At 64.2% G+C, this 19,587-nt stretch carries 16 protein-coding genes; 3 read left to right on the top strand and 13 right to left on the bottom strand.

Going from position 1 to position 19,587, the window contains the following annotated elements; translation table 11 throughout:
• From CVM52_RS01180 to CVM52_RS01140, 9 genes are all read right to left on the bottom strand, one after another.
• Positions 1 to 1,015: NAD(P)/FAD-dependent oxidoreductase (locus tag CVM52_RS01180; protein WP_100160896.1), on the bottom strand; the 1,015-nt coding region annotated here is incomplete at its 3' end.
• Entirely contained in the window at positions 1,012 to 1,269 is a 258-nt protein-coding gene (locus CVM52_RS01175) for a (2Fe-2S)-binding protein (RefSeq protein ID WP_100160895.1), read from the bottom strand. The genes CVM52_RS01180 and CVM52_RS01175, both read right to left, overlap by 4 nt.
• Complete coding sequence (locus CVM52_RS01170; RefSeq protein ID WP_172720883.1) at positions 1,266 to 2,447, bottom strand: NAD(P)/FAD-dependent oxidoreductase; 1,182 nt, start codon at positions 2,445 to 2,447, stop codon at positions 1,266 to 1,268. The genes CVM52_RS01175 and CVM52_RS01170 overlap by 4 nt, the downstream gene beginning before the upstream one ends.
• 1 nt (position 2,448) lies before the next feature.
• Positions 2,449 to 3,378 carry an ABC transporter substrate-binding protein gene (locus tag CVM52_RS01165; protein ID WP_100160893.1) on the bottom strand — a complete coding sequence of 310 codons (930 nt, stop codon included), beginning with the start codon at positions 3,376 to 3,378 and terminating at the stop codon, positions 2,449 to 2,451.
• A gap of 48 nt (positions 3,379 to 3,426) precedes the next feature.
• Positions 3,427 to 4,416, bottom strand: coding sequence for an ABC transporter substrate-binding protein (locus CVM52_RS01160; RefSeq protein ID WP_172720882.1), 990 nt, complete (start codon positions 4,414 to 4,416; stop codon positions 3,427 to 3,429).
• A 49-nt stretch (positions 4,417 to 4,465) separates the two neighbouring features.
• A complete protein-coding gene (locus tag CVM52_RS01155; RefSeq protein ID WP_172720881.1) occupies positions 4,466 to 5,293 on the bottom strand; it encodes an ABC transporter permease in 828 nt (275 codons plus the stop codon).
• The gene (locus CVM52_RS01150; protein ID WP_100160890.1) at positions 5,286 to 6,068 is read right to left on the bottom strand and encodes an ABC transporter ATP-binding protein; all 783 of its coding nucleotides are present in this window, start codon (positions 6,066 to 6,068) and stop codon (positions 5,286 to 5,288) included. The genes CVM52_RS01155 and CVM52_RS01150 overlap by 8 nt, the downstream gene beginning before the upstream one ends.
• On the bottom strand, positions 6,061 to 7,590 hold the full coding sequence (locus CVM52_RS01145; protein ID WP_100160889.1) for an aldehyde dehydrogenase family protein: 1,530 nt from the start codon (positions 7,588 to 7,590) through the stop codon (positions 6,061 to 6,063). Before CVM52_RS01145 ends, CVM52_RS01150 begins: the two co-directional genes overlap by 8 nt.
• Complete coding sequence (locus CVM52_RS01140) at positions 7,590 to 8,372, bottom strand: SDR family oxidoreductase (RefSeq protein WP_100160888.1); 783 nt, start codon at positions 8,370 to 8,372, stop codon at positions 7,590 to 7,592. The genes CVM52_RS01145 and CVM52_RS01140 overlap by 1 nt, the downstream gene beginning before the upstream one ends.
• A 174-nt stretch (positions 8,373 to 8,546) precedes the next feature.
• Here CVM52_RS01140 and CVM52_RS01135 point away from each other — a divergent pair, with 174 nt between their 5' ends.
• Positions 8,547 to 9,323, top strand: a complete 777-nt coding sequence (locus tag CVM52_RS01135) for a GntR family transcriptional regulator (protein ID WP_100160887.1) — start codon at positions 8,547 to 8,549, stop codon at positions 9,321 to 9,323.
• Between the two features lie 269 nt (positions 9,324 to 9,592).
• Here the strand turns inward: CVM52_RS01135 and CVM52_RS01130 are convergent, their stop codons facing one another.
• Positions 9,593 to 9,970, bottom strand: a complete 378-nt coding sequence (locus CVM52_RS01130) for a nuclear transport factor 2 family protein (RefSeq protein ID WP_100160886.1) — start codon at positions 9,968 to 9,970, stop codon at positions 9,593 to 9,595.
• A gap of 191 nt (positions 9,971 to 10,161) precedes the next feature.
• On the opposite strand from CVM52_RS01130, the gene CVM52_RS01125 reads away from it, so the two are divergent.
• On the top strand, positions 10,162 to 11,403 hold the full coding sequence (locus CVM52_RS01125; protein WP_100160885.1) for an APC family permease: 1,242 nt from the start codon (positions 10,162 to 10,164) through the stop codon (positions 11,401 to 11,403).
• A gap of 79 nt (positions 11,404 to 11,482) precedes the next feature.
• Here the strand turns inward: CVM52_RS01125 and CVM52_RS01120 are convergent, their stop codons facing one another.
• Positions 11,483 to 12,208, bottom strand: coding sequence for a VIT1/CCC1 transporter family protein (locus CVM52_RS01120; protein WP_100160884.1), 726 nt, complete (start codon positions 12,206 to 12,208; stop codon positions 11,483 to 11,485).
• An 89-nt stretch (positions 12,209 to 12,297) separates the two neighbouring features.
• Complete coding sequence (locus tag CVM52_RS01115; RefSeq protein WP_100160883.1) at positions 12,298 to 12,630, bottom strand: c-type cytochrome; 333 nt, start codon at positions 12,628 to 12,630, stop codon at positions 12,298 to 12,300.
• 260 nt (positions 12,631 to 12,890) lie between these two features.
• Here CVM52_RS01115 and CVM52_RS01110 point away from each other — a divergent pair, with 260 nt between their 5' ends.
• Positions 12,891 to 14,102, top strand: a complete 1,212-nt coding sequence (locus CVM52_RS01110) for an adenylate/guanylate cyclase domain-containing protein (RefSeq protein WP_133119764.1) — start codon at positions 12,891 to 12,893, stop codon at positions 14,100 to 14,102.
• A gap of 332 nt (positions 14,103 to 14,434) precedes the next feature.
• Here CVM52_RS01110 and CVM52_RS01105 read toward each other — a convergent pair whose 3' ends face one another.
• Complete coding sequence (locus CVM52_RS01105) at positions 14,435 to 19,366, bottom strand: ELWxxDGT repeat protein (protein ID WP_100160881.1); 4,932 nt, start codon at positions 19,364 to 19,366, stop codon at positions 14,435 to 14,437.
• Positions 19,367 to 19,587: the final 221 nt, after the last annotated feature.

Here is a 19,587-nt window from a genome sequence, read left to right as displayed (position 1 = left end):
CCCGCGCCGCCGCCGCCCCGGCAATCCGCCCCGAGAGCTGCGCAGGCACGGCGCCGCCGATGCCAAGCGTCTCGCCCGCCGCCCAGACGCCGGGAACCGTGGTCTGGCCAGTTGCGTCGGCGCAGCAGTGCCAGCCACCGAGGGCCGCGTCGAAATCATGCTTTGCGCCGAGTGCGGTGGTCAGGTCGATGACCGGCTGAAAGCCGTAACCGATTGCAAGCGTACCCACGCTTTTGATCACCTTTGCGCGGGTTATGTCTGGCGAACCCGAGGCCGAAATCGGTGCGACCTCGACCGCCTCGAGCGTGTCCGTCCCAAGCGCGCGGGTCACCATGTGGCCCATGAGACGCGCGGCACCGGTCCGTCGGACATCAAGTCCAAGCCGCATCGCCTCGGGCAACTTACCCGGATGCCGCATGAAGAGCCTCGCGATGTGTTCAGGCGACGGCCGCATCATCTCGACGAAATGGGACAGGGGCTGGCCCGCCTTGGCAAAGCTCTGCGCGACCGCCAATAGGAATGGACCGCTCCCCGCCAGCACAGTCTTGCCAGCAAGCGGCAGCGAACCGGTGCCGGTTTTCAGCAACCGCTGTGCCGCACCCGCGCCGATGACCCCCGGAAGTGTCCACCCCGGGAAGGGCAAGGGGCGCTCCATGGCGCCCGAGGCAACCACCAGCTGCTTTGCCTCTATCACCAGGGCGCGGCCGCCACGGTTCACCGACAGGCCGAAGCCCCGCGGCACCCGCGCGCACCAGAACACTTCGGCGTCGCAGAGGATCTCTGCGCCGGCCGCTCGTGCCGCTGCCGCCGCCTCCCGTCCGAGCCGCGCCGGTGCGGTCGCGACAAAGGGGCTGTCCGCCTGAGAGGGCTGCATCGCGTACTGACCTCCCGGCTCGGAGAATGCGTCGAGGCAGATCACCCCGGCGCCTGCGCCCGCGGCGGCGATCGCCGCGGCAAGACCGGCGGGTCCGGCGCCGACGACGGCGAGATCGCATGAAAGCCGCTCTGCCGTCATCCGCGGCCCCCCTGTTGGCCGGTGCGGATCTCCATGCCCGCACGGGTGCGTTCAAGACAGGCGCGTGACCAAACACCATCGACCTCGACCACGCATTCGAAACAGAGACCCATCCCGCAGAACATGCCCCGGGCCGCGTGCAGCTTCGGGCTTTGGCGCCACCAGGGCGCGCGGGACATCAGAAGCTCGGTCAGGGGCAACCCCTGGGCACAGGTGACAGGCTCGCCGTCAAGCAGGATTTCGACGTTGCTCATGCGGTGGCCTCCACGTGGCGCGACGGGGCGTAGAGGCTGCGCGCATCGGCTTGCAGGTCCGCATCAAGCACCGAAGTGCCGGTGATTTCGCCGGCCAGGAAGCGCCCAAGCATCAGCGCACGGCAAAAGCCCGAGCCGTTGTCGCCGGCACAGACCCAGAGCCCCTCGCAAGGCAGCGGACCGGCAAGGAAACGGGCGTCGGGCGAGACCGCCTCGAACCGCACCCAAGAGCGCAGAAGCGGGACCTCGGAGAGTGACGGAAACAGCATGCCAAGCGTGTCGATCGAAGACAGAACGAAGCCGCTTGGCACCTCCCGGACGGTGTCCTTGGCCCCGCGCGGGGCCTCGATGAAATCCACGACCGTGTTGAACAGGATCTGCCCCGAGGCGGCCTGCTGGATCTGGGTGTAACCGCTCGCAACGCCGCCACGGCTTTCCACCGCGCTCACGACGCGGCGGATCGTGTCTCTCGGCTGGCGCAACGTAGCGAGGCATTGCGCCTGTCGCGGCACCAGCGGCAGCGCAATGCCCGCGCGCATGCTGATCTCGTGCGACCACGGCCCCGAGGCCAGCACCACCTGCGTGGCGTGGATTTGGGTGCCGTCCTCCATGCGGACACCGGCGATCCGTCCTGCTTCGACCAATAGGTTCGCGACGGGTGCATGGTCCAGCGCGACAGCTCCGGCGCCACGGGCCTCGGCCAGAACCGTGCGAGTGGCCAGGAAGGGGTTTACTGTCGCGGTGTCCGGCGCATAGGTCGCCCCGAGCACGGGGCCGGTGAGGTTGGGCTCGACCTCGGCCAGCTCGGCCGGGGTCAGCATCCGGCAGAGAGCGCCGAGGGCGCGCTCCTCGTTGACCCAGCCTTCGCCGCTCTGCATTCCCTCGGAGTCGAGGATGAACCCGACCTGCCCCTGCGGGTTGTGTTCGAACGGGTTGCCGGTGCGGTCTGCGAAAGCGCGCCAGAGATCACAGGCATGAGCCATGATCTCGTATTCCGCGAGCCCGTGCATATGTGTGCCGATGGCAGCCAGGCTGCCACCGGTGACCGCGCCGCCAAAGCTTTTTGCCTCGAGAAGCAAGGGTTTCGCACCCGTCTCCGCAAGCGCAAGCGCCACCGACAGGCCGACGATGCCGCCGCCCACAACGATGACCTCTGCGCTTTGCGGCAAGTTGGTCACATCACGCCTCCCAACTCGCGCGGCGTAGCCGCTCGGGCGCGGCCCGCCAGAACCGCGGATCGCGCAGCCCGACGGTTGGAGGCACCGGCTCGCCCAGCTCGCGCATCGCCGTCACGGCACTCTCCATATGCGCTGCGTCCGGGAAGCCGAGCCCCTCGATCAGCGTCGCTCCGGTCAGTGACAGGTCGCGGATGGCCGAAAGTTGTGCCGCCTCTTCCGCATGCGTCCTGTCGGGTCGAACGGAAAGGCAGGCGGCCAAGGCAAGTTCGGGCTGGTCGAACGCGATGGTCCAGCCCTCAAGCACGGCGTTCACCACTGCCTGCACGACCTCGGTTTCCTCATCGACCAGCTTTGCCGAGGCGATGAGCCCGTCCTTGAGGATGGCGCAACCAATGCTGGAGCCGTCGAAAATCACCAGGTCCTCAACGGGGAGGGCCTGCTCGACCATATGCAACTCGTGGTAACAGGTCATCTGGCCGGTGGCGGTCTCGCCATTCAGGAAGGGCGCCACGGTGTCGGGCATCTCGACCCGGGTCACCGCATCGTCGGACAGGCCCGCGCGCGAGAGCATCCAGCGCAACTCGAGGTCCTCGTGCCCCGGCCAGACCCCGGCGCTCTTCCCCGCGAGATCGGCCAGCGTCCCGATCCCGTCCGAGCGACGGGCGGGATAGACCAGCGGACTCTTCTGCTGGATCGACAGCAGCCAGCGCAAGGCGGCCGGATCCGTGGATTCCAACAGGTGCGCAGGGCTCGCCACGCACATCTCGGTTTGGCCGGTCAGCACCGCGTTCACGTGCTTGCAGGAGAAATCCAGCCCCTCGCAGACGATCTGAACCCCGGCATCGTTGCCAAGGCCCAGCTCTTCAGCCAGCAGGTAGCCCGCGAACTGGGCCTGCTTGTGCCAGAGAAGGCGGATGCGGATCTCTCTCATGTCAGTCTCCGTGGGGGGCGGGCCGCGGGTGTGCGGCCCGATCTCAGATCAGTTGCAGGCGATCTCGCGGAACTCGGCAGGCGCGGCGTCGACGAACTGGTTGGTGAAGGCCTGGGACAGATCGATCTCGCTGTCGATCAGCTTGGCGCCCAGCAAGATGGTCTGCGCGGTCTCGTAGTCGGCGGGATCGGTGCTGCCGAATTTGCCGTCGAGCGTCGGGCCCGCGCAGGCGATGTCCTTCATCGCCTCGATCTGACGGGTCTGAAACTCGACGTCGAGTTCGGAGTTGTACTTGACCATGATTTCGGCGGCAGCGGCGGGATCGGCAAAGGCCGCCTGCCAACCGCGCAGCGAGGCGTTCACTGCGTGCTGCACAGCCTCTGGATGCTCGGCGATCTGCTCCTCGGTGGTGAAGAGACCGCCTGAAATCAACGCGGCATCGTAGTCGCCCGGTTCGAAGAACACGAGATCCTCTGGCGCGAAGCCGTTGTCGTAGACCAGCTGAAGCTCGTTGTAACGGGTGACCTGCATGACCTCGTAGTCGCCGTTGAGCCACGAGATAATGTCGTAGCCCTGGCTCACCACGTCGACGTCGGACTGCGCGATGCCCGCGTTGTTGAGCATGGCGAGGAACTCGTGCTCGTCACCGCCGAACCAAAGGCCCACCGAGCGACCGGCAATGTCCTCAAGCTGTTCGATGCCCGCGTCCTTGCGGGCGATGTAGGTGCTGGCAGCCTTCTGTCCCCATTGGCTGACCATCACCAGCGGAACACCGTTGGCGCGTGCCGAGATGATCTGGTTGGGATGACCGATACCGTAGGTGTCGACCTCGGTTGCCACCATGACGGCGGGCTTGATATCAGGGCCGGCGGGGCGCAGTTCCATCTCAATGCCGGCCTCGTCGTACCAGCCGTTCTCCAGCGCCATGATGGGGCCGGCGAACTGACCCTGCATAACCCATTCGAGCCGCATGGAGTCGGCCTGTACCACGAGGGGCGCGGCAGCCAGCGCAAGCCCGTAGATCAGTGTCTTTTTCATCATCGTTCTCTCTTGTTGGGTAAGATCGGCCGGGGTTGTTCCCCGGTCTTCATGGATCGGTGGACATCGAGGCATGCCAGGGGACGAAGATCCGCTCGAGCATCGCGACGAGGAGGAAGAACAGGATGCCCATAAGCGCCGAGAGCAGCATCGCCGCCCAGAGCTTCGGCATCGCCATGGTGCGGTAGGTCGTCATGATGACGAAGCCCAGGCCCCGGTCAGCCTGCACGAACTCGGCGACGATGGCGCCGATGACCGAGAAGGTGACATTGAGTTTCAGGCCCACGAAGACGTAGGGCATGGCCGAGGGCAAGCGCATCTTGAAGAAGGACTGAAGGGGGGAGGCCGCTGCGATGTGAAACACATCCGCGACGGTGCGGTCATAGCTCTGCAGCCCTTTCATCATATTCAGCGCCAGCGGGAAGAACGAAAGAAAGGCGGTGACAGCAATTTTCGAGCCGATGCCATGGCCGAACCAGATGATGATGATGGGCGCGATGGCCACCACGGGGATGGTGTTCGCCGCGATGATGAAGGGCAGAAAACCGCGGGCAAGAAAGCGTGAATAGGCAAAGGCCGTGCCCAGAACTGCCCCGAGCGCAGAGCCGATGACAAAGCCGGCAAAAGCCTCCCACGCGGTAATGCCTGCATGGCGCGACAGTCCCGGCACGTCGTTCAGCGCCGCGGTCAGGATCGCCGAGGGTGCGGGCAAGATGTAAGGCTTGATGTTCAGCGCCGTGCAGGCCCATTCCCAGCCGGCGATCAGGAGCACGAGGATCAGGACGGCCGGCCAACTGCGCTCGCCGATGTCGAGCAACCTGTGCGAGAGCGGCGCGCCGGATCGGGCGGCAGGGATTGAAAGCGCGCTGTCAGACATTGGCATAGCCCTTTTCGAGCTCCCGGCTGCCGTTGCGAACGAGATCCTCGTATTCGGGCAGAAGTCGGGTCCCAAGGCTTCGCGGTCGTGGCAGAGGGTCGTCGAGGATGCGCTCGATGCGGCCCGGTCGCGGGGTCATGACGACGATGCGATCGGAGAGCAGGACCGCCTCGCGGATCGAGTGGGTCACCAGCACGACAGACACGCCAGTGACCTCGTGGATGCGCGCGAGCTCCATGTTGAGCCGGTCGCGGGTGATCTGATCGAGTGCGCCGAAGGGCTCGTCGAGCAACAGCAGGTCAGGCTCGGTCGAGAGCGCGCGGGCAATCGCGGCACGTTGGCGCATACCCCCAGAAAGCTGACGGGGCCATGCGGCCTCGAAGCCGGTGAGCCCCACCAGCTCGATCAGTTCGCGCGCCTTGGCCTCTCGCAGCTTGCGCGGGGCTCCGTGCAGCTCGAGCGGCAGGGCGATGTTGTCAAGCACCGAGCGCCATTCGAGTAGCGCGGCTTCCTGAAAGACAAAGCCGATGCGCCGATCGAGCCGCTCGGCCCGCGGAGTACGGCCCTTGATGGTCACCGTGCCGCCGCTCGGCGAAAGCAGGTCGCCGAGGACCCGAAGCAGCGTAGACTTGCCGCAGCCCGAGGGCCCGATGAGCGAGACGAACTCGCCCTGTTCCATGCTGAGGCTCACCTCGGAGAGCGCGGTCACGTTCTGGTGCCGGCCCTTGTAAACCAGCGACAGGTCCCGGATCTCGGCGGAAAGCTCGTCAACCATAGCGACTGCCTCCGGCGAACCAGTCGCCGAACTCGTCGGTGGTGCGGACGGTGACCGAACCCTTGACGAGATAGCCCTTCAGAGCGTCCCAGCCGTTTTCGTGGCCATAGCCGCTCGCGCCCGAACCGCCCCAGATCGAGCGCGGGTCGTTCTTGTGGTGGTCGTTGATCCAGACGACGCCTGCCCTGAGCCGACCAACCACGCGATGTGCCAACAGGATATTTCGGGTCCAAACCGAGGCGCCGAGCGCGTAGGGACCGTCATTGGCAAGCTGCACCGCCTCCTCTTCAGTGTCGAAGGGCGTGATTGAGACCACCGGGCCGAAGATTTCGTCCCGAAAGAGCGTGTTGTCGGGCGCGACGTCGGCGAAAACCGTGGGCGGGACGAAAAACCCGCCGTTTATATCTGCGGGCAGATCGGGCAGCACACCGCCCGCCACCAACCGCGCCTCGGTGGCTTTCGCCTCTTCGATGAAGCCCAAGCAACGGTCACGCGCGGCGGCAGAGATCACCGGGCCGATGTCGGTTTCGACCAGTGCCGGGTTGCCCTGTCTAAGGGCCTTCACCCGGTCGGCGAGCTTTTCGACGAAGGCGTCGTAGACCCCGCGCTGCACCAGGAAACGGCTTCCCGACACACAGGTTTGGCCCGCCGCCACGAAGCCCGCAAACAGCGCACCGGCAACGGCCTCGTCCAGCTCGGCGCTGTCGAAAATCACAACGGGGGTCTTGCCGCCCAGTTCCAGCGTGCAGGGTACCAGGCGCTCGGCCGCGGCCTTGGCGACGATCTTGCCGGTTTTGGTGCCGCCGGTCAGGTCGATATGGGCGACATGCGCGTTGGCCACCAGCGCGGCCCCGGCTTCGGCGCCCCCGGTGACGACATTGATGACGCCGTCCGGAAAGCCGGCCTCTTTGGCCCATTCCGCCAGAAAGAGCGGCGTGACAGGAGCCAACTCCGAGGGTTTCACCACCACCGTGTTGCCAGCGGCAAGCGCCGCGGCAAGCTTCTTGACCAGGATGAGGATCGGATGGTTCCAAGGCGTCAGCAACGCACAGACGCCGTAGGGGCGGTACCGGGTATAGGTCAGAAACCCACCCTTCACTTGGTTCGAACCCCCTTCCAGGCCTTGCGCGATGCCGGCAAAATATTCCAACCACTCGGGGATGCGGCCCATCTGGGCGCGCATCTCGCGGATCGGTCGGCCGGTGACGGCCGCTTCCAGTGCCGCGAGGTCCGACATCCGCTCCCGCAGGATCCCCGCCAGCGCCAAAAGAAGACGGCCACGCTCGTCACTGTCGAGCGCGGCCCAGTCGGGAAAGGAGTTGGCCGCAGAGGCGCAGGCCGCGTCGACATCCTCGGCCGCGGCCTCGGCCACGCTCCAGCCCTCGGCCCCGGTGGCCGGGCGGCGCACCGCGCGGCGTGCACCAGAAACGCCATCTCGCCAGCAGCCGCCATAGTGCAGCGGAAAGGCTTGAGCGGGCGCTGGATCCAGGATGGGGCGGAAAGTGCCGACGGTACCGGTCATCAGATGATCGAGGCCCGGGAGGTGATACCGCCATCGACGGTGAATATCGCGCCGGTGGTGTAGCCCGAACGATCGGAGGCCAGGAACGCCATCAGGTCGGCAATCTCGCGCACCTTTGCAGGGCGCTTGAGCGGATAGGTGTTAAGCAGTTCTTCCCAGCGGCTCTCGTCGCCGTACCAGTCGATGGCGCGGCGCTTGAGGAGCTTGTAGATCCGGCCGGTGTCCACTGGGCCCGGGTTCACGCCGACCACGCGGATGTTGTCGTCCAGCGCCCGGCCACCCAGCGCCTTGGTGAAGGCCATGAGGCTGGCATTGCCCGTGGTGCCCGCGATGTAATCGGGGTCGAAATTCTCACCTGCGTTGCCGATATCGTTGATGATGACACCACCGCCGGCACGCTTCATCTTCTCATAGAAGACACGGCACATGTTGATATAGCCAAACACCTTCAAGTCCCAGTTCTCACGCCAGGCGGCATCATCGGTCGACCAAAGGTTGCCGCCGGGAATGACGCCCGCGTTGTTGATGAGAATGTCGATTTCGCCCACCTGTTCTGCCAGCGCGATCGGCGCGGCTCCGCCGGTCAGGTCCATCGGGTAGACGGACACTTCGGTGCCATGAGCCTTGCGCAGACGGTCCGCGATGGCCTCCAGCTTGTCGGCGCTGCGGGCGGTCAGGTGCAGGATTGCCCCTTCTTCGGCAAAGACTTCGGCAATGCCTTCGCCGATGCCCTGCGATGCTCCGGTGATGAGAACGCGCTTGTCGCGAAGCTCGAGATCCATGGGAAATCCTCGTTTGGTGCTGCGCCTCTCGCGAAATGCTATGCGGCGCAGCGTTCTTCAGTTATTGAGGAGTAAGTCGACACGCTGCACGCGCTGTGTATACATGGAATCGTACAATCTTCCTGATCTGTGCCATTGGTGCACATTTATTGATCAATAATTCAGGAAGAGCGCTTGGGATTTCAGCAAAAAGGGCGCGTAGGAGGAAGTTTGGTAGAGCAACTACGTGAGAAAGACGATTCTGTTGAAAGCGCGGTGGAGCCCTCCGCGGCCAACGTCGTGCCCGTCCCCGCCGCGCCCCAACGGCCTGCAACCCGCGCCGAGGAAATTGCCGCCGCGCTTGAGGACGAGATCGTTCAAGGCGAACTTGCCCCAGGCCAGCGGCTTGACGAGCAGATGCTGGGTAAGCGTTTCGAGGTGTCCCGCACCCCGGTGCGCGAGGCGCTGCGCCTGCTGGGTGCGAGCGGTCTCGTCACCATCGAGCCTAGACTCGGCGCCATCGTCGCACGGCCGACCGTGAGCGAGATCTTCGACCTGTTTGAACTTGTCGGCGAGATGGAAGCGGTAGCCGCGCGGCTGGCCTGCGAGCGCATGAGCGAGCATGACCGCAGGCGCATCCAGCAGACCCACGATGCGTGCCGCGAGGCGGGGCGCCACGATGATGCCGATGCCTACATCGAGTGCAACGATGCCTTTCACGAGGCGATCCACATCGCCGCCGAGAACCGCGCGCTGCGCGATCAGATCATCCTTCTGAACAAACGCCTGGCCCCCTACCGGCGCTTCATCACCTTCCGCGCGGAACGCAAGCAGACCGCCGAGCAAGAGCATGAACTGCTGGCCGAAGCACTGTTGGAGGGCGATGCGGATGCCGCCGCACGGGCGATGAAGGACCACGTGAAAATGCTCGCCGAGGATGCCTTCGTGCTGGCCCGCAGTCTCCGGCTCTAGGACGACGCTTTTTCATCGCGGGCCGCGTGTCACAGGGTGTGTTTGCCGGCGGTCTTGCGCGCCGGTCAGCCCCCTGCCTTGCCGTGCGCCTTGTCCGTCGGGGTCCGGTGCATCAAGCGTTGGGATGTTACAGGCCTCGTTGCCCCAAGCCGAGGAGTGAGCGACGGCCCGACGCAATTTGTTCAAGCCGCACCGCTTTCCGCACAAGGGTATCCTGCGGGCGCTGCGCCGACATTGTCGCGAGCCGCTTTCGTGCCGGGACTGAACACCTAGCTCGGCAACATGAAGAATTCCTCGCGCACGATTTTACCGTCCTGGACCGAGTAAATCGCGATTTCGCGCAGGTGCAGTTTGCGGCCGGACGCATTCTGGGTCACCTCGGCTTCGAGGCGCACGGCGAACCGGTTGGGCGGATGCACATAGGGCCCGTCGGCCACCAGCTTGTGGATGTCATGGGTGGCCACCCAGTCTTCGCGCTTGGCCCTGATCGCGTCGCGGCCCTTGGCAACGCGCACGTCCCGCCCGGGTGGCACAACCGCTTCGACCGACTCGGCGGCTTCGGCATAAAGTTCGTCGACATGTGCAATCCCGCGACGGTTCTGCATCGCCTCAACGAAGGCCCGGCCGATCTTGACGAGTTCTTCCATCTGACCTCTCCTCTTCCTGCCGCCGAAAATAGCACATTTTCGAGGACCGAGCCTTGATGGGGATCAAGGCGCCGGGAGGTTCCGGCTGTGACAGCCTATGCCAGGCGTTTGATCCAGGTCATCTGCAACCGTCGCATCCCGTTCTAGACTGTAAAGCGTCGAGGACGGAACCGCGCGGAGCATGAGATCCAATGCAGACAGGCCAACTCACGACCGACCAGCTCGCGCCGCGCCCCGAACGTCTGCGCCGGGCGCTGAACACACCGCTTTTGACGCTCTACGGGTTGGGGGTGACGGTTGGGGCCGGCATCTATGTGCTGGTCGGCGCGACGGCGGCCCAGGCCGGGCCCTTTGCCCCGGTCTCATTCCTTCTTGCCGCCGTTGTCGTGGCCTTCACGGCGTTTTCCTATGCCGAGCTTTCCACGCGCCATCCGGTCAGCGCCGGCGAGGCCGCCTATGTCGAAGCCGGGTTCGGGGCGGGATGGCTGGCCACGCTGGTGGGCCTGGCCGTGGCGCTGTCGGGCATGGTGTCGGCCGCGGCGGTTGCGATCGGGGCCGCCGGCTATCTGCATGATCTCACCCTGGTGCCGCAGGAGGTCCTCACGGTGCTGGTTGTCGGCATCATGGGGCTGATCGCGCTCTGGGGCATCGCCCAGTCGGTCACGGTGGCGGCGATCATCACCGTGATCGAGATCTCGGGCCTGATCCTGGTGATCCTCTGGGGCTTCTTCGTGGCCCCGCCACAGGGATTTGAGCTGGCCGAGATGCTGCCGCCGCTGCAGGGCCCGCATTGGATCGGGATCGGCGCCGCTTCGCTGCTGGCCTTCTTCGCCTTTGTCGGTTTCGAGGATATGGCCAATGTCGCCGAAGAGGTGAAGGATCCGGCTCACACCCTGCCGCGCGCGATCCTGTGGACCCTGGCGCTGGCCGCGATCCTCTATGTCGCCACCACCGCCGCGGTGCTGGTCGCGGTTCCGATCGAAACCCTGGCCACCTCTTCCGCGCCGCTGCTGCTGGTCTTCGACAGCGCCAGCGGCAGGATGCAACAGGTCTTTGCCGTCGTCGCGATCGTGGCCACCGTCAACGGCGTGCTGATCCAGATGATCATGGCCTCGCGCGTGCTGTACGGTCTGGCCGACCGCCAGCATCTTCCGGCGGTCCTGGCGATGGTCTCCCGCAGAACCCAGACCCCGGCGGTCGCCACGGTTGCGGTATGCCTGATCACCGTGCTGCTGGCCTTGGCGCTGCCCATCGAAGCGCTGGCCGAACGCACTGCGCAGATCGTGCTGTTTGTCTTCGTGCTGGTGAACGCGGCGCTGCTGCGGTTGAAACAGGCCGGTGATCCGGGCGGCGATTTTTTCCGCGTGCCCCGGCTGGTACCGGTTCTTGGCGTTTTAACCAGCGTGCTGCTATGGGGCACCAGCTTTCTCTAAGCGGTTGCAAGCGCGAAACGGCGCCGTCTGCCACCGTTCAAACAAGTGTTGGTGATGCAGGGAATGCGCACCAGGCGCGCTAGGGGTGGAACATGGCGCCGACCCCATAGGCAATCGCCGCCGCGCTGCCCCCGATCACCAGTGTCTCGAGCGCGGATTTCCACATCGGCACCTGCGCCCACCGGCTTTTGCACGCGCCGATCACCGCAAAGACAAGTGCCGTGGTCCCGATCGACGCCGCGAAGGCCGCCGAAAGGCTCAGAATATAAGGCATCAACGGAAAGACCCCGGCGGCGACAAAGGCGGCAAAGGTCGCCAGCGCAGACCGCATCGGACGCGGGCGGGCGGCCGGCAGCCCATATTCCTCGGTCAGCATCAGCCGCACCCATTTGCCCTTGTTCGCCGCAATCATCCTGACGGCATCGCCCAGCACCGGGCCGTGCAACCCGATGCGTTCAAGGATCTGGCGCAATTCCTCGCGTTCGCCTTCCGGCACCAGGCGGATATGCCGGCTTTCCACTTCGGCAAGCCGACGCCGATTGTCGAGTTCGGCCTTGGTGCCGGTATAGTTGCCGGCGGCCATGGAAAAGCCATCCGCAAAGACGTTGGCGAGGCCCAGGGCCACGATGACGGAATAGGGGAGCCCGGCGCCCTCGACCCCGGCAACGATGGCGAAGGTTGTGACCGTGCCATCGATCGAGCCATAGACGAAGTCCTTGAGATGCGCGGAACCTCCCGCCTCGCGCAGGCGTTTGTGCACCTCTTCCGGGCTGTGTCCGTGTTCAAGTGCGCCGGGTTGTGTCATGGCTCAATCCTGGCTGGACAGGGCATCGCTGCACCCCTCTGCAAGAGTGGCAGTCTGGCCACCGCGCCGTGCCACCAACCGATGTCAGCTCACTCGACCTGGATCGCCTCCAGATAGGCCAACAGTGCCGCCAGAGGGCGCGGCGTGGGGGTCAGCACACCGTCAACCTCAACCGGCACCAACTCCCCTTTCAGCAAGCTTCCGAATTCCGGCATCACGTGGGCAGGTGATTTGCCGCGGCTATAGCCATCGATCTGAGACAACACCTGCGCCCGTGGAAAATTGCCGCCAGCGCGGGTGGAAATGCCTGTGAGATCCGGGGCCGAGCGCAGGCCGATCGTGCCGCCCCCTGCCCCGGATGGCCCATGGCACGCGGTACAGTTCTGCGCAAAGTAGCGTTCGCCTTCCGCCGGCGCCGGCATCGTGTCTTCAAGGCTGCAGGCGGATATGAGGGCGAGTACCGCCAGGGTGGCTACAAAACGCCGGGCCTGGGTCCCGGCCGGGTTAGATTGGCCGGCGTCGGCCCGTTGCCAAGCTGCCCTGCCCCCGGAGCGCGGCAACGGCTCAGCGGCTTCTGGTCTGCGACATGTCATCGAAAGGCTCCTCTACCGTTGCCTGACCCGGCTGCTCATCCGCGGCAAGGCGCCGCGTCCCAGGCTAGGTGCGCATCGAACGGCGCTCCATGATCCAGATCAATGCAACCGGACCGCAAAGCTGTGATAAATTGAGCCCTGCATGCCCGACTTCTGTCCGATTTGCATTTGGGGGAAGCGTGAAAAAGGCGCCATCTCTTGCAAGTACTGCACCTCTCCAGGCCGACTATGAAGAGGCCCTTCAGCTGAGCGGTCTGGTCGATGACGTCCAAGATGCGAGCCTCCTGGACCCGCGACCATACCGGTACGTAGAAGGCGAAACGATTTGCCGGCCCGGCGATCCGGCGGATTGCCTCTGGGTTATCGTCAGCGGTGCCATCGCGGTAAAGCTGCAGGATCAGACGCTGTTTGTACGACGCCGCAACGAGGTCGTCGGAGAACAACACCTCGTCGGCAACGGCTATCAGCGGGTCTATGGCCTCGTCGCCGCCGAAAGCAATGTCGAGGTTCTGGTTATCGACAAGGCCAGACTCGAAGCGCACCCGGAGGCTGGTGTGATCTGGCGGAATATCGCCAAGATCATCTCGATCAAGCTTCGCAACGCCTCTCGCAAAACCGCGACACTCGGGCGGCAACTGGCGGATGACACCCGGATCCTGCACGCCTATACCAGCCAATATGCGCTGAGCCGGCGTCTGCAATCAGGAGGCGACCATCAGGCCGATTACCTGGTCGAGCGAACGGTCATCTGGTTTTCCGATGTCGTAAACTTCAGCAAATACATTCTGAAATCCCCACCAGAACGCATTGCAGATATCGTTCAACGTTTCTTCAATGCGCAAACCGAACCAATTCTCGATTGCGGAGGCCATATCGACAAATTCATCGGAGATGGTCTCATGGCCTTCTGGGTTCTCTCGAACCCGGGCGAGGATACGCGGAAGGTGTGCGCCGCTGCCGCCCGAGCGGCTGAACAAGCCGCTGAAAACGTCGCCAACATATCGGTAGGGAACGTGCAGTTGGCTCTGCGCATCGGGTTGCATATCGGGCCGGTCATCAGCGGTGATTTCGGCTCGGCCACGCGGCACCAGTTTACGTTGATCGGGCCTGAGGTGAACAAGGCAGCGCGCCTGGAACAGGCCCATTCTGACGACGTGATTGATGGCCAGCCGCCATTGGGTGACATCCGGATCAGCCCGGAATTCCGGCGCGAGTTGGACGCGCTTGAAACGCGCAGGTTCGGCAAGCGGTTCGTGGTCCGCGCAAAGAACATAGGCACGATGGACCTGTATACGGCTTGAGATATCGTAGCGCAGGGTGGGGGTGCCAACGCTTGGGCCACGCCAGCGGCACAGAATCTTGGCGCCAGTGCCCGCCTGCTGTTCCTTCCGGATGCCAAAGGACTGCGCTTCGCTGACGCGGCTCTGCCGCATTCACTGTCGCCTGACCAGGAGAAGCGGCAAAGTTCTTGTCGCGTGGCCGACATCGCTGCCCGCGCGTGCCGCAGCGAAAGTGAGCTGGCTTGGTCAGGGGAAAGCTTTGAGACCGCCCTTCCCCGCGCGTGCCGGTATGGTCGGGCAGACGCTCGAAGAGCGGAGCATAATTCGCCCTGAACGCAGATATTTGGCCCGGCTTAGAGTATCAGCGTCGCGTCGGTTAAACTCTCGAGGTCATAGCCGCGGAGATAAACCACTTGCGTGTCGAACTCGAGCAGGTTGATGAACAGCCCGAAAGGCGTGTCGATGGTGAGGGCCCGTACGCCCTCGGTGCTGGCAAAACCAAAATCGGACAAATCGAGGCGGTCAACCTCGGTGAAATCAGTGATTTCGGCATCCGACCCCTTGCGGATCACGAAGGTGTCCGAGCCGGCACCGCCGGTGCCGATATCGGCCGCGTCGCCGTCGCCTGCGCCGAAGATCAGCGTATCGTTCCCACCGTCGCCGAACATCCGGTCAAGCCCATCTTTCGCCAGCAGAACGTCGGCACCGTCACCTCCGTTCATGCGGTCGTCGCCGGAGGCGCGGCCGTCGAGCCGGTCCTTGCCAAGCCCGCCTGACAAGGTGTCGTCGCCCTTGCCGCCAGAGATCCGGTCGTTTCCGGCGCCGCCATCGATCATATTGGCAGTATTGTCCGATCCGCCGGAGAGCGTGTCATTCCCGGCCGAGCCAACGAGGTTCTCGATCGAGGTAAGCCTGTCGCCCGCGGCATCACCGCCCTTTTGGGTTTTCCGTCCCAGATCGACATCGACGCCTTTGGAGGACGCCGAATAATCGGCGGTGTCGAGGCCGCTCAGGCCATCGATCTTGTCGGCACCGCGGCCCCCGGCGATGTGATCGTCGAATTCTTGCTTGCCGGTTATCGTGTCATCAAACCGGCTGCCGACGAACCGCTCGAAACCTGTCATTTTGACCGTATCATCGCCGCGATAGATGCCGTTTTCGTGGTCGATCTTCAGCGCTCTTTCCGCCTTGGCACCGCTCAAGGTATCGGTGCCCTTGTCGCCATCCGCGCTTTTCTCGTCGCCTCGGATCAGGACGGTGTCATCCCCCTTGCCACCGATCAACTCGTCCCGTCCGGTGCCGCCATCGATCACATCGTCGCCGCCGAGGCCGTGAATGATATCGTTGCCCGCCCCACCCTCGATCCGGTTGGCTCCGTCGCTGCCAAAAATCCGGTCAGCCTGATCCGAACCGATGACATTCTCGATCGCACTGACGCTCTCGGAACTCCGCTTGCCGTCGACACCGGCAGCCTGTTCCTTGAGATCGATATAGGTTTTCGCGGACACGCCGCTGGCATCCAGCGTATCGATCCCGTCGCCGCCATCGATCCGGTCGCCATCCAGGCCCAGGGTGATGATGTCATTCCCCAGCCCTGCCGCGATCCGGTCCTTGCCCGCGTCGCCGGAGATCTCGTCGTTGCCAGCACCGCCGATCAGCCTGTCCTTCCCCTTGCCGCCCAGCAGGATGTCGTCACCGCCCTGGCCATCAAGCGTGTCATTGCCGTTCGCGCCCTGGATCGTGCGCGCCGCATCATCATCGGTGATCTCATCATTGCCAGCGGTGCCCAGGATCGACTCGACAGATCGAATGGTCCCGGCCGTCTTCTGCGTGAGATCGACGTTGACTCCGGAACCAGAGAATACCAGCTGGTCATTCCCGGCCTGGCCGTCGATCGTGTCACCAACGGTGTAGAAGAGCGTGTCGTTCCCGGTCCCGCCAAAAAGCTGGTCGATCCCGGCGCTCCCGTCCAGACGGTCATCGCCCTCGCCGCCATGCAGCTCGTCCTGCCCGGCGCCGCCTTCGAGCGCGTCATCACCCTTGCCACCATACAGGCTGTCATTGCCGGCACCGCCCAGGATCGTGTCCTTGCCGTCGCGCCCGTCGATCGCATCATTGCCGGCAAATCCGAGGATCCGGTTCTTGCCGGCATCGCCGCCGAAGATGTCGCTGAAATTTGAGCCGAGAAGGGCCTCGACATTGCGGTAAATGTCGCCCGTCGCCTCGCCGCCGTTGGGATTGGTATTCGAGAGATCCGCGATTACCCGAGACTGGGCGTCGGTGAAGGAAACCGTATCATTGCCGGCGCCACCGTCGATCTCGTCAGCGCCAATGCCGCCCACCAGCAGATCGTTGCCTTTGCCGCCCTCAAGGCTATCATTCCCGGCCTGACCGAACAGCTGATCATCGCCCTTGTTACCGATCAGAACGTCGTTCGCCGCAAAACCCCGGACCACATCATTGCCGCCAAGCGCATCGATCCGGTCACCCAGGAAGGTGCCCGCCAGCACATCGTGCCCCTCGGTCGGTTCGGCCGCATCCGAGACCGGGATGGTGATACTCTCGGTCACCTTGTTGCCGGTGGGGTCGGTCAGCTGCACCCTGATCCGGTGGCTGCTGTCCGTTTCGTAATCGAGACTGCCCACCAGCCGGATTTCCCCGGACTGGTTGATCGCAAACCGGCTGGTATTGTTGGCGAGCGTGAAAGTCACCGTCTCGCCCTGGGGGTCCGAGGCCTGAAGGGTCGCCACGACGGCGCCAGCCGGCATATTTTCCGGCGTCACGAAGACCGAAACCGCGTCGAGAACCGGCAGATCATCGACGTCGAGAACGGCGATCGTGGTTGAGGTGGTGTCGCGGTTCCCCGCGGTATCGCGCGCTTCGATGGTGATCGTGTGGTTTCTGTTCGTCTCGAAATCGAGCATGTCCTTGACGCGGACCACACCCGTCGCGCTGATGCGGAACCGGCCGCCGGCATCATCGGTGAGCGCATAGGTGATCGCGCCGCCCTCGGGATCCACGGCGCCGACGGTGCCCACCACGCTGCCAACCGGGATGTCCTCTTTCACCGACGCCGAGAAAAGCAGATTAAACTCTGGATCCTCGTCCACATCGCCCACGGTGATCGAGAAACTCTTGCTGTCGGTATTGCCTTCCTCATCCGTCACCCGGACGGTCACATTGTGGCTGGCATCGGTTTCGTGATCGAGCGTGCCGTCGACCTTGATCACTCCGTTCTGGTTGATCCGGAACCGCCCGCCGGCGTCATCGGTCAGCGCGAAGGTCAGATCTTCGTCCTGAGGATCCGTCGCCGAAACCGTGCCCACATCGGTGCCGTTCGCCGCGCCCTCGTCCACCGTCTTGTTCGAGAGAGTCCCAATGACCGGATCTTCGGCCACATCCGTTACCGAAATGGTGAAGGTCTCGGTGTCGATGAAACCGTCAGTGTCGGTGACCCGGACGGTGACGTCATGGCTTGCATTCGCCTCGAAATCGAGCGCTCCGTCGACCTTGATCACCCCGGTCTGGGTTATCCGGAACCGCCCGCCCGCATCGTCGGTCAGCTCATAGGTCAGGTCATCGCCCTGAGGGTCGGTGACGGCGACCGTGCCCACATCGGTGCCCTTGGCCGACCGCTCGGCGACACTCGCATTCGAGAGCGCCCCGATCACCGGCTCTTCGTTCTCGTCGAGCACCTGGAGCGTAAAGGTCCGCTCCGAGAACAAGCCATCGGGATCGGTCGCGCGGACGGTGACCTGATGGGTCTGGTTGGTCTCGAAATCGAGCGCCCCGTCCACCCGGATCTTGCCGTTCGAGCCGATGCGGAACCGCCCGCCGGCATCCTCCGTCAGGGTGAAGCTCAGGCTGTCATTGTCCGGATCCACGGCCGAGACGGTGCCGACAACGGTGTCCACCTCCGCGGTTTCCGAGATCGTGTTGGCATCCAGGGTCGGTGTCCCGGGGGCGCCGTTGATGTCCTGGATCGCAAACACGTCGAAGTTTGTGCCCGCCGCGCCGGGGGTCAGGTCTTCGACCATCTCGGTGCCGGCCTCGGTCCCGTCGGTCACCCATAGCTCTCTGCCATTGGTCCCATCATTGGCGGTGAAGAAAACCAGGTCGTTGACCTTGTGGAAGTTGAAGACGCTCCCACCCGTCCCGCCAGGATTAATGTCCTTCAAAAGCTGCGTGCCAGCCGTTGTCCCGTCGGTGATCCAGAGCTCTTGCCCGTTGGTGTCGTCGGTGGCCGAGAACACGGCGGTTCCGGTCGCCCCGATCTCGGTCATGCCGCTGGGGCTGCTGCTTCCGCCCGCGCGGATATCCTTGACCAACGAAACGGTGCCGTTGCTGGCGACCTTCCAGAGCTCGGAATTACCGAGGCTGTCCCGTGCGGCGAAGAGAATATTGTCGCCGATAACCCGCATCGACGAGATATTGCTCGAACCCGCGCCCGCGAAGATGTCCGAAACGAGGACAGTTCCCCCGGTGGTGCCGTCGGTCTTCCAGAGCTCTTGGCCCGTGGTCCCGTCATCGGCGACGAAATAGACTTCGCCGTTGAATTCGACAAAAGCACTGGGAAACGATCCCCCGGACGTGTTGATATCCTTGAGCAATTGGGTGCCAGCGGCGGTGCCGTCGGTGGTCCAGAGCTCGCTGCCGTCGACACCGTCATTGGCCGCAAAGAGGAACGCGCCATTGAATTCGATCCCCCGGCGCCCCTGCGAGGCCAGGCCGGTGTCCAGCGTTGTGACGGCATCGGTTGCCGGATCATAGGCATAGAGATTGGTGTTGGTCCCGTCGCTGGCGTCGAAGAGGATCTTGCCGTCAATGGCTCCGATAACCGAGGGCGAGGCATCGCCCGGGCCCGTATTCAGATCGGTCAGCCGCCGTGTGCCCAGAGAGGTGCCATCGGTGACGTAAAGCTCAAGCCCCCTGCCCGATCCGGCATTTGCATCCCGCGCGGCGAAATAGACCCGGCCATCGTCATAGAAGAAATTCCGGATCCAGGCCTCACTGTCGCCGGCGCCGGGGTTGATGTCGGCCAGGCGGAAAGTGCCCTGAGCCGTTCCGTCCGAGACGTAGGGCTCGCCACCATCCGAGCCGTCGGTGCCGTAGAACACCATGAAGGGGGCCGGGCCGTCGGGGCCGGGCAAAAACTGGAAGATGCCATCGCCGGCACCTGGGTTCAGATCGACGACTTGGAACGTACCCAGGGCGGTGCCGTCAGAGATGTACGGCTCAAACCCGTCACTGCCAGTGTCGGCCGAAAAAAACAGACGGAACGTCATGCCCCCTCCAAGCTCCGGCCCGTGGCCGGATCGGATTGGGGGCTGTAAGCGATGCTCGAACCACCAAAAGTTGCGGCGGTCTCAGCTCTGCCGGATCGGCCTTGGCGGCCGCATTATCCCAACACAATGAGAACGCTAGACGAGGAACCCGGTTCAGGCAAGCTTGCTGCGCCTCTGTTTTCCCGACCGAACCGGAGAGTCCGGGGGAGAATTTTCGCTCA

Source organism: Pseudooceanicola lipolyticus (assembly GCF_002786325.1).
GTDB classification, from domain to species: domain Bacteria; phylum Pseudomonadota; class Alphaproteobacteria; order Rhodobacterales; family Rhodobacteraceae; genus Pseudooceanicola_C; species Pseudooceanicola_C lipolyticus.
The sequence above is the reverse complement of the archived record's forward strand: the minus strand, read 5'-3'. Positions and strand labels throughout refer to the sequence as shown.

Bases quoted from the DNA above. Each gene is read 5' to 3' on its own strand.
- CVM52_RS01115 (WP_100160883.1), bottom strand. From the start codon at position 12,630: ATGCCGGCGCCGGCGGAAGGCGAACGCTACTTTGCGCAGAACTGTACC.
- CVM52_RS01120 (WP_100160884.1), bottom strand. From the start codon at position 12,208: ATGACACAACCCGGCGCACTTGAACACGGACACAGCCCGGAAGAGGTG.
- CVM52_RS01160 (WP_172720882.1), bottom strand. From the start codon at position 4,416: ATGAAAAAGACACTGATCTACGGGCTTGCGCTGGCTGCCGCGCCCCTC.
- CVM52_RS01155 (WP_172720881.1), bottom strand. From the start codon at position 5,293: ATGTCTGACAGCGCGCTTTCAATCCCTGCCGCCCGATCCGGCGCGCCG.
- CVM52_RS01165 (WP_100160893.1), bottom strand. From the start codon at position 3,378: ATGAGAGAGATCCGCATCCGCCTTCTCTGGCACAAGCAGGCCCAGTTC.
- CVM52_RS01130 (WP_100160886.1), bottom strand. From the start codon at position 9,970: ATGGAAGAACTCGTCAAGATCGGCCGGGCCTTCGTTGAGGCGATGCAG.
- CVM52_RS01150 (WP_100160890.1), bottom strand. From the start codon at position 6,068: ATGGTTGACGAGCTTTCCGCCGAGATCCGGGACCTGTCGCTGGTTTAC.
- CVM52_RS01125 (WP_100160885.1), top strand. From the start codon at position 10,162: ATGCAGACAGGCCAACTCACGACCGACCAGCTCGCGCCGCGCCCCGAA.
- CVM52_RS01145 (WP_100160889.1), bottom strand. From the start codon at position 7,590: ATGACCGGTACCGTCGGCACTTTCCGCCCCATCCTGGATCCAGCGCCC.
- CVM52_RS01105 (WP_100160881.1), bottom strand. From the start codon at position 19,366: ATGACGTTCCGTCTGTTTTTTTCGGCCGACACTGGCAGTGACGGGTTT.
- CVM52_RS01175 (WP_100160895.1), bottom strand. From the start codon at position 1,269: ATGAGCAACGTCGAAATCCTGCTTGACGGCGAGCCTGTCACCTGTGCC.
- CVM52_RS01110 (WP_133119764.1), top strand. From the start codon at position 12,891: ATGATCCAGATCAATGCAACCGGACCGCAAAGCTGTGATAAATTGAGC.
- CVM52_RS01140 (WP_100160888.1), bottom strand. From the start codon at position 8,372: ATGGATCTCGAGCTTCGCGACAAGCGCGTTCTCATCACCGGAGCATCG.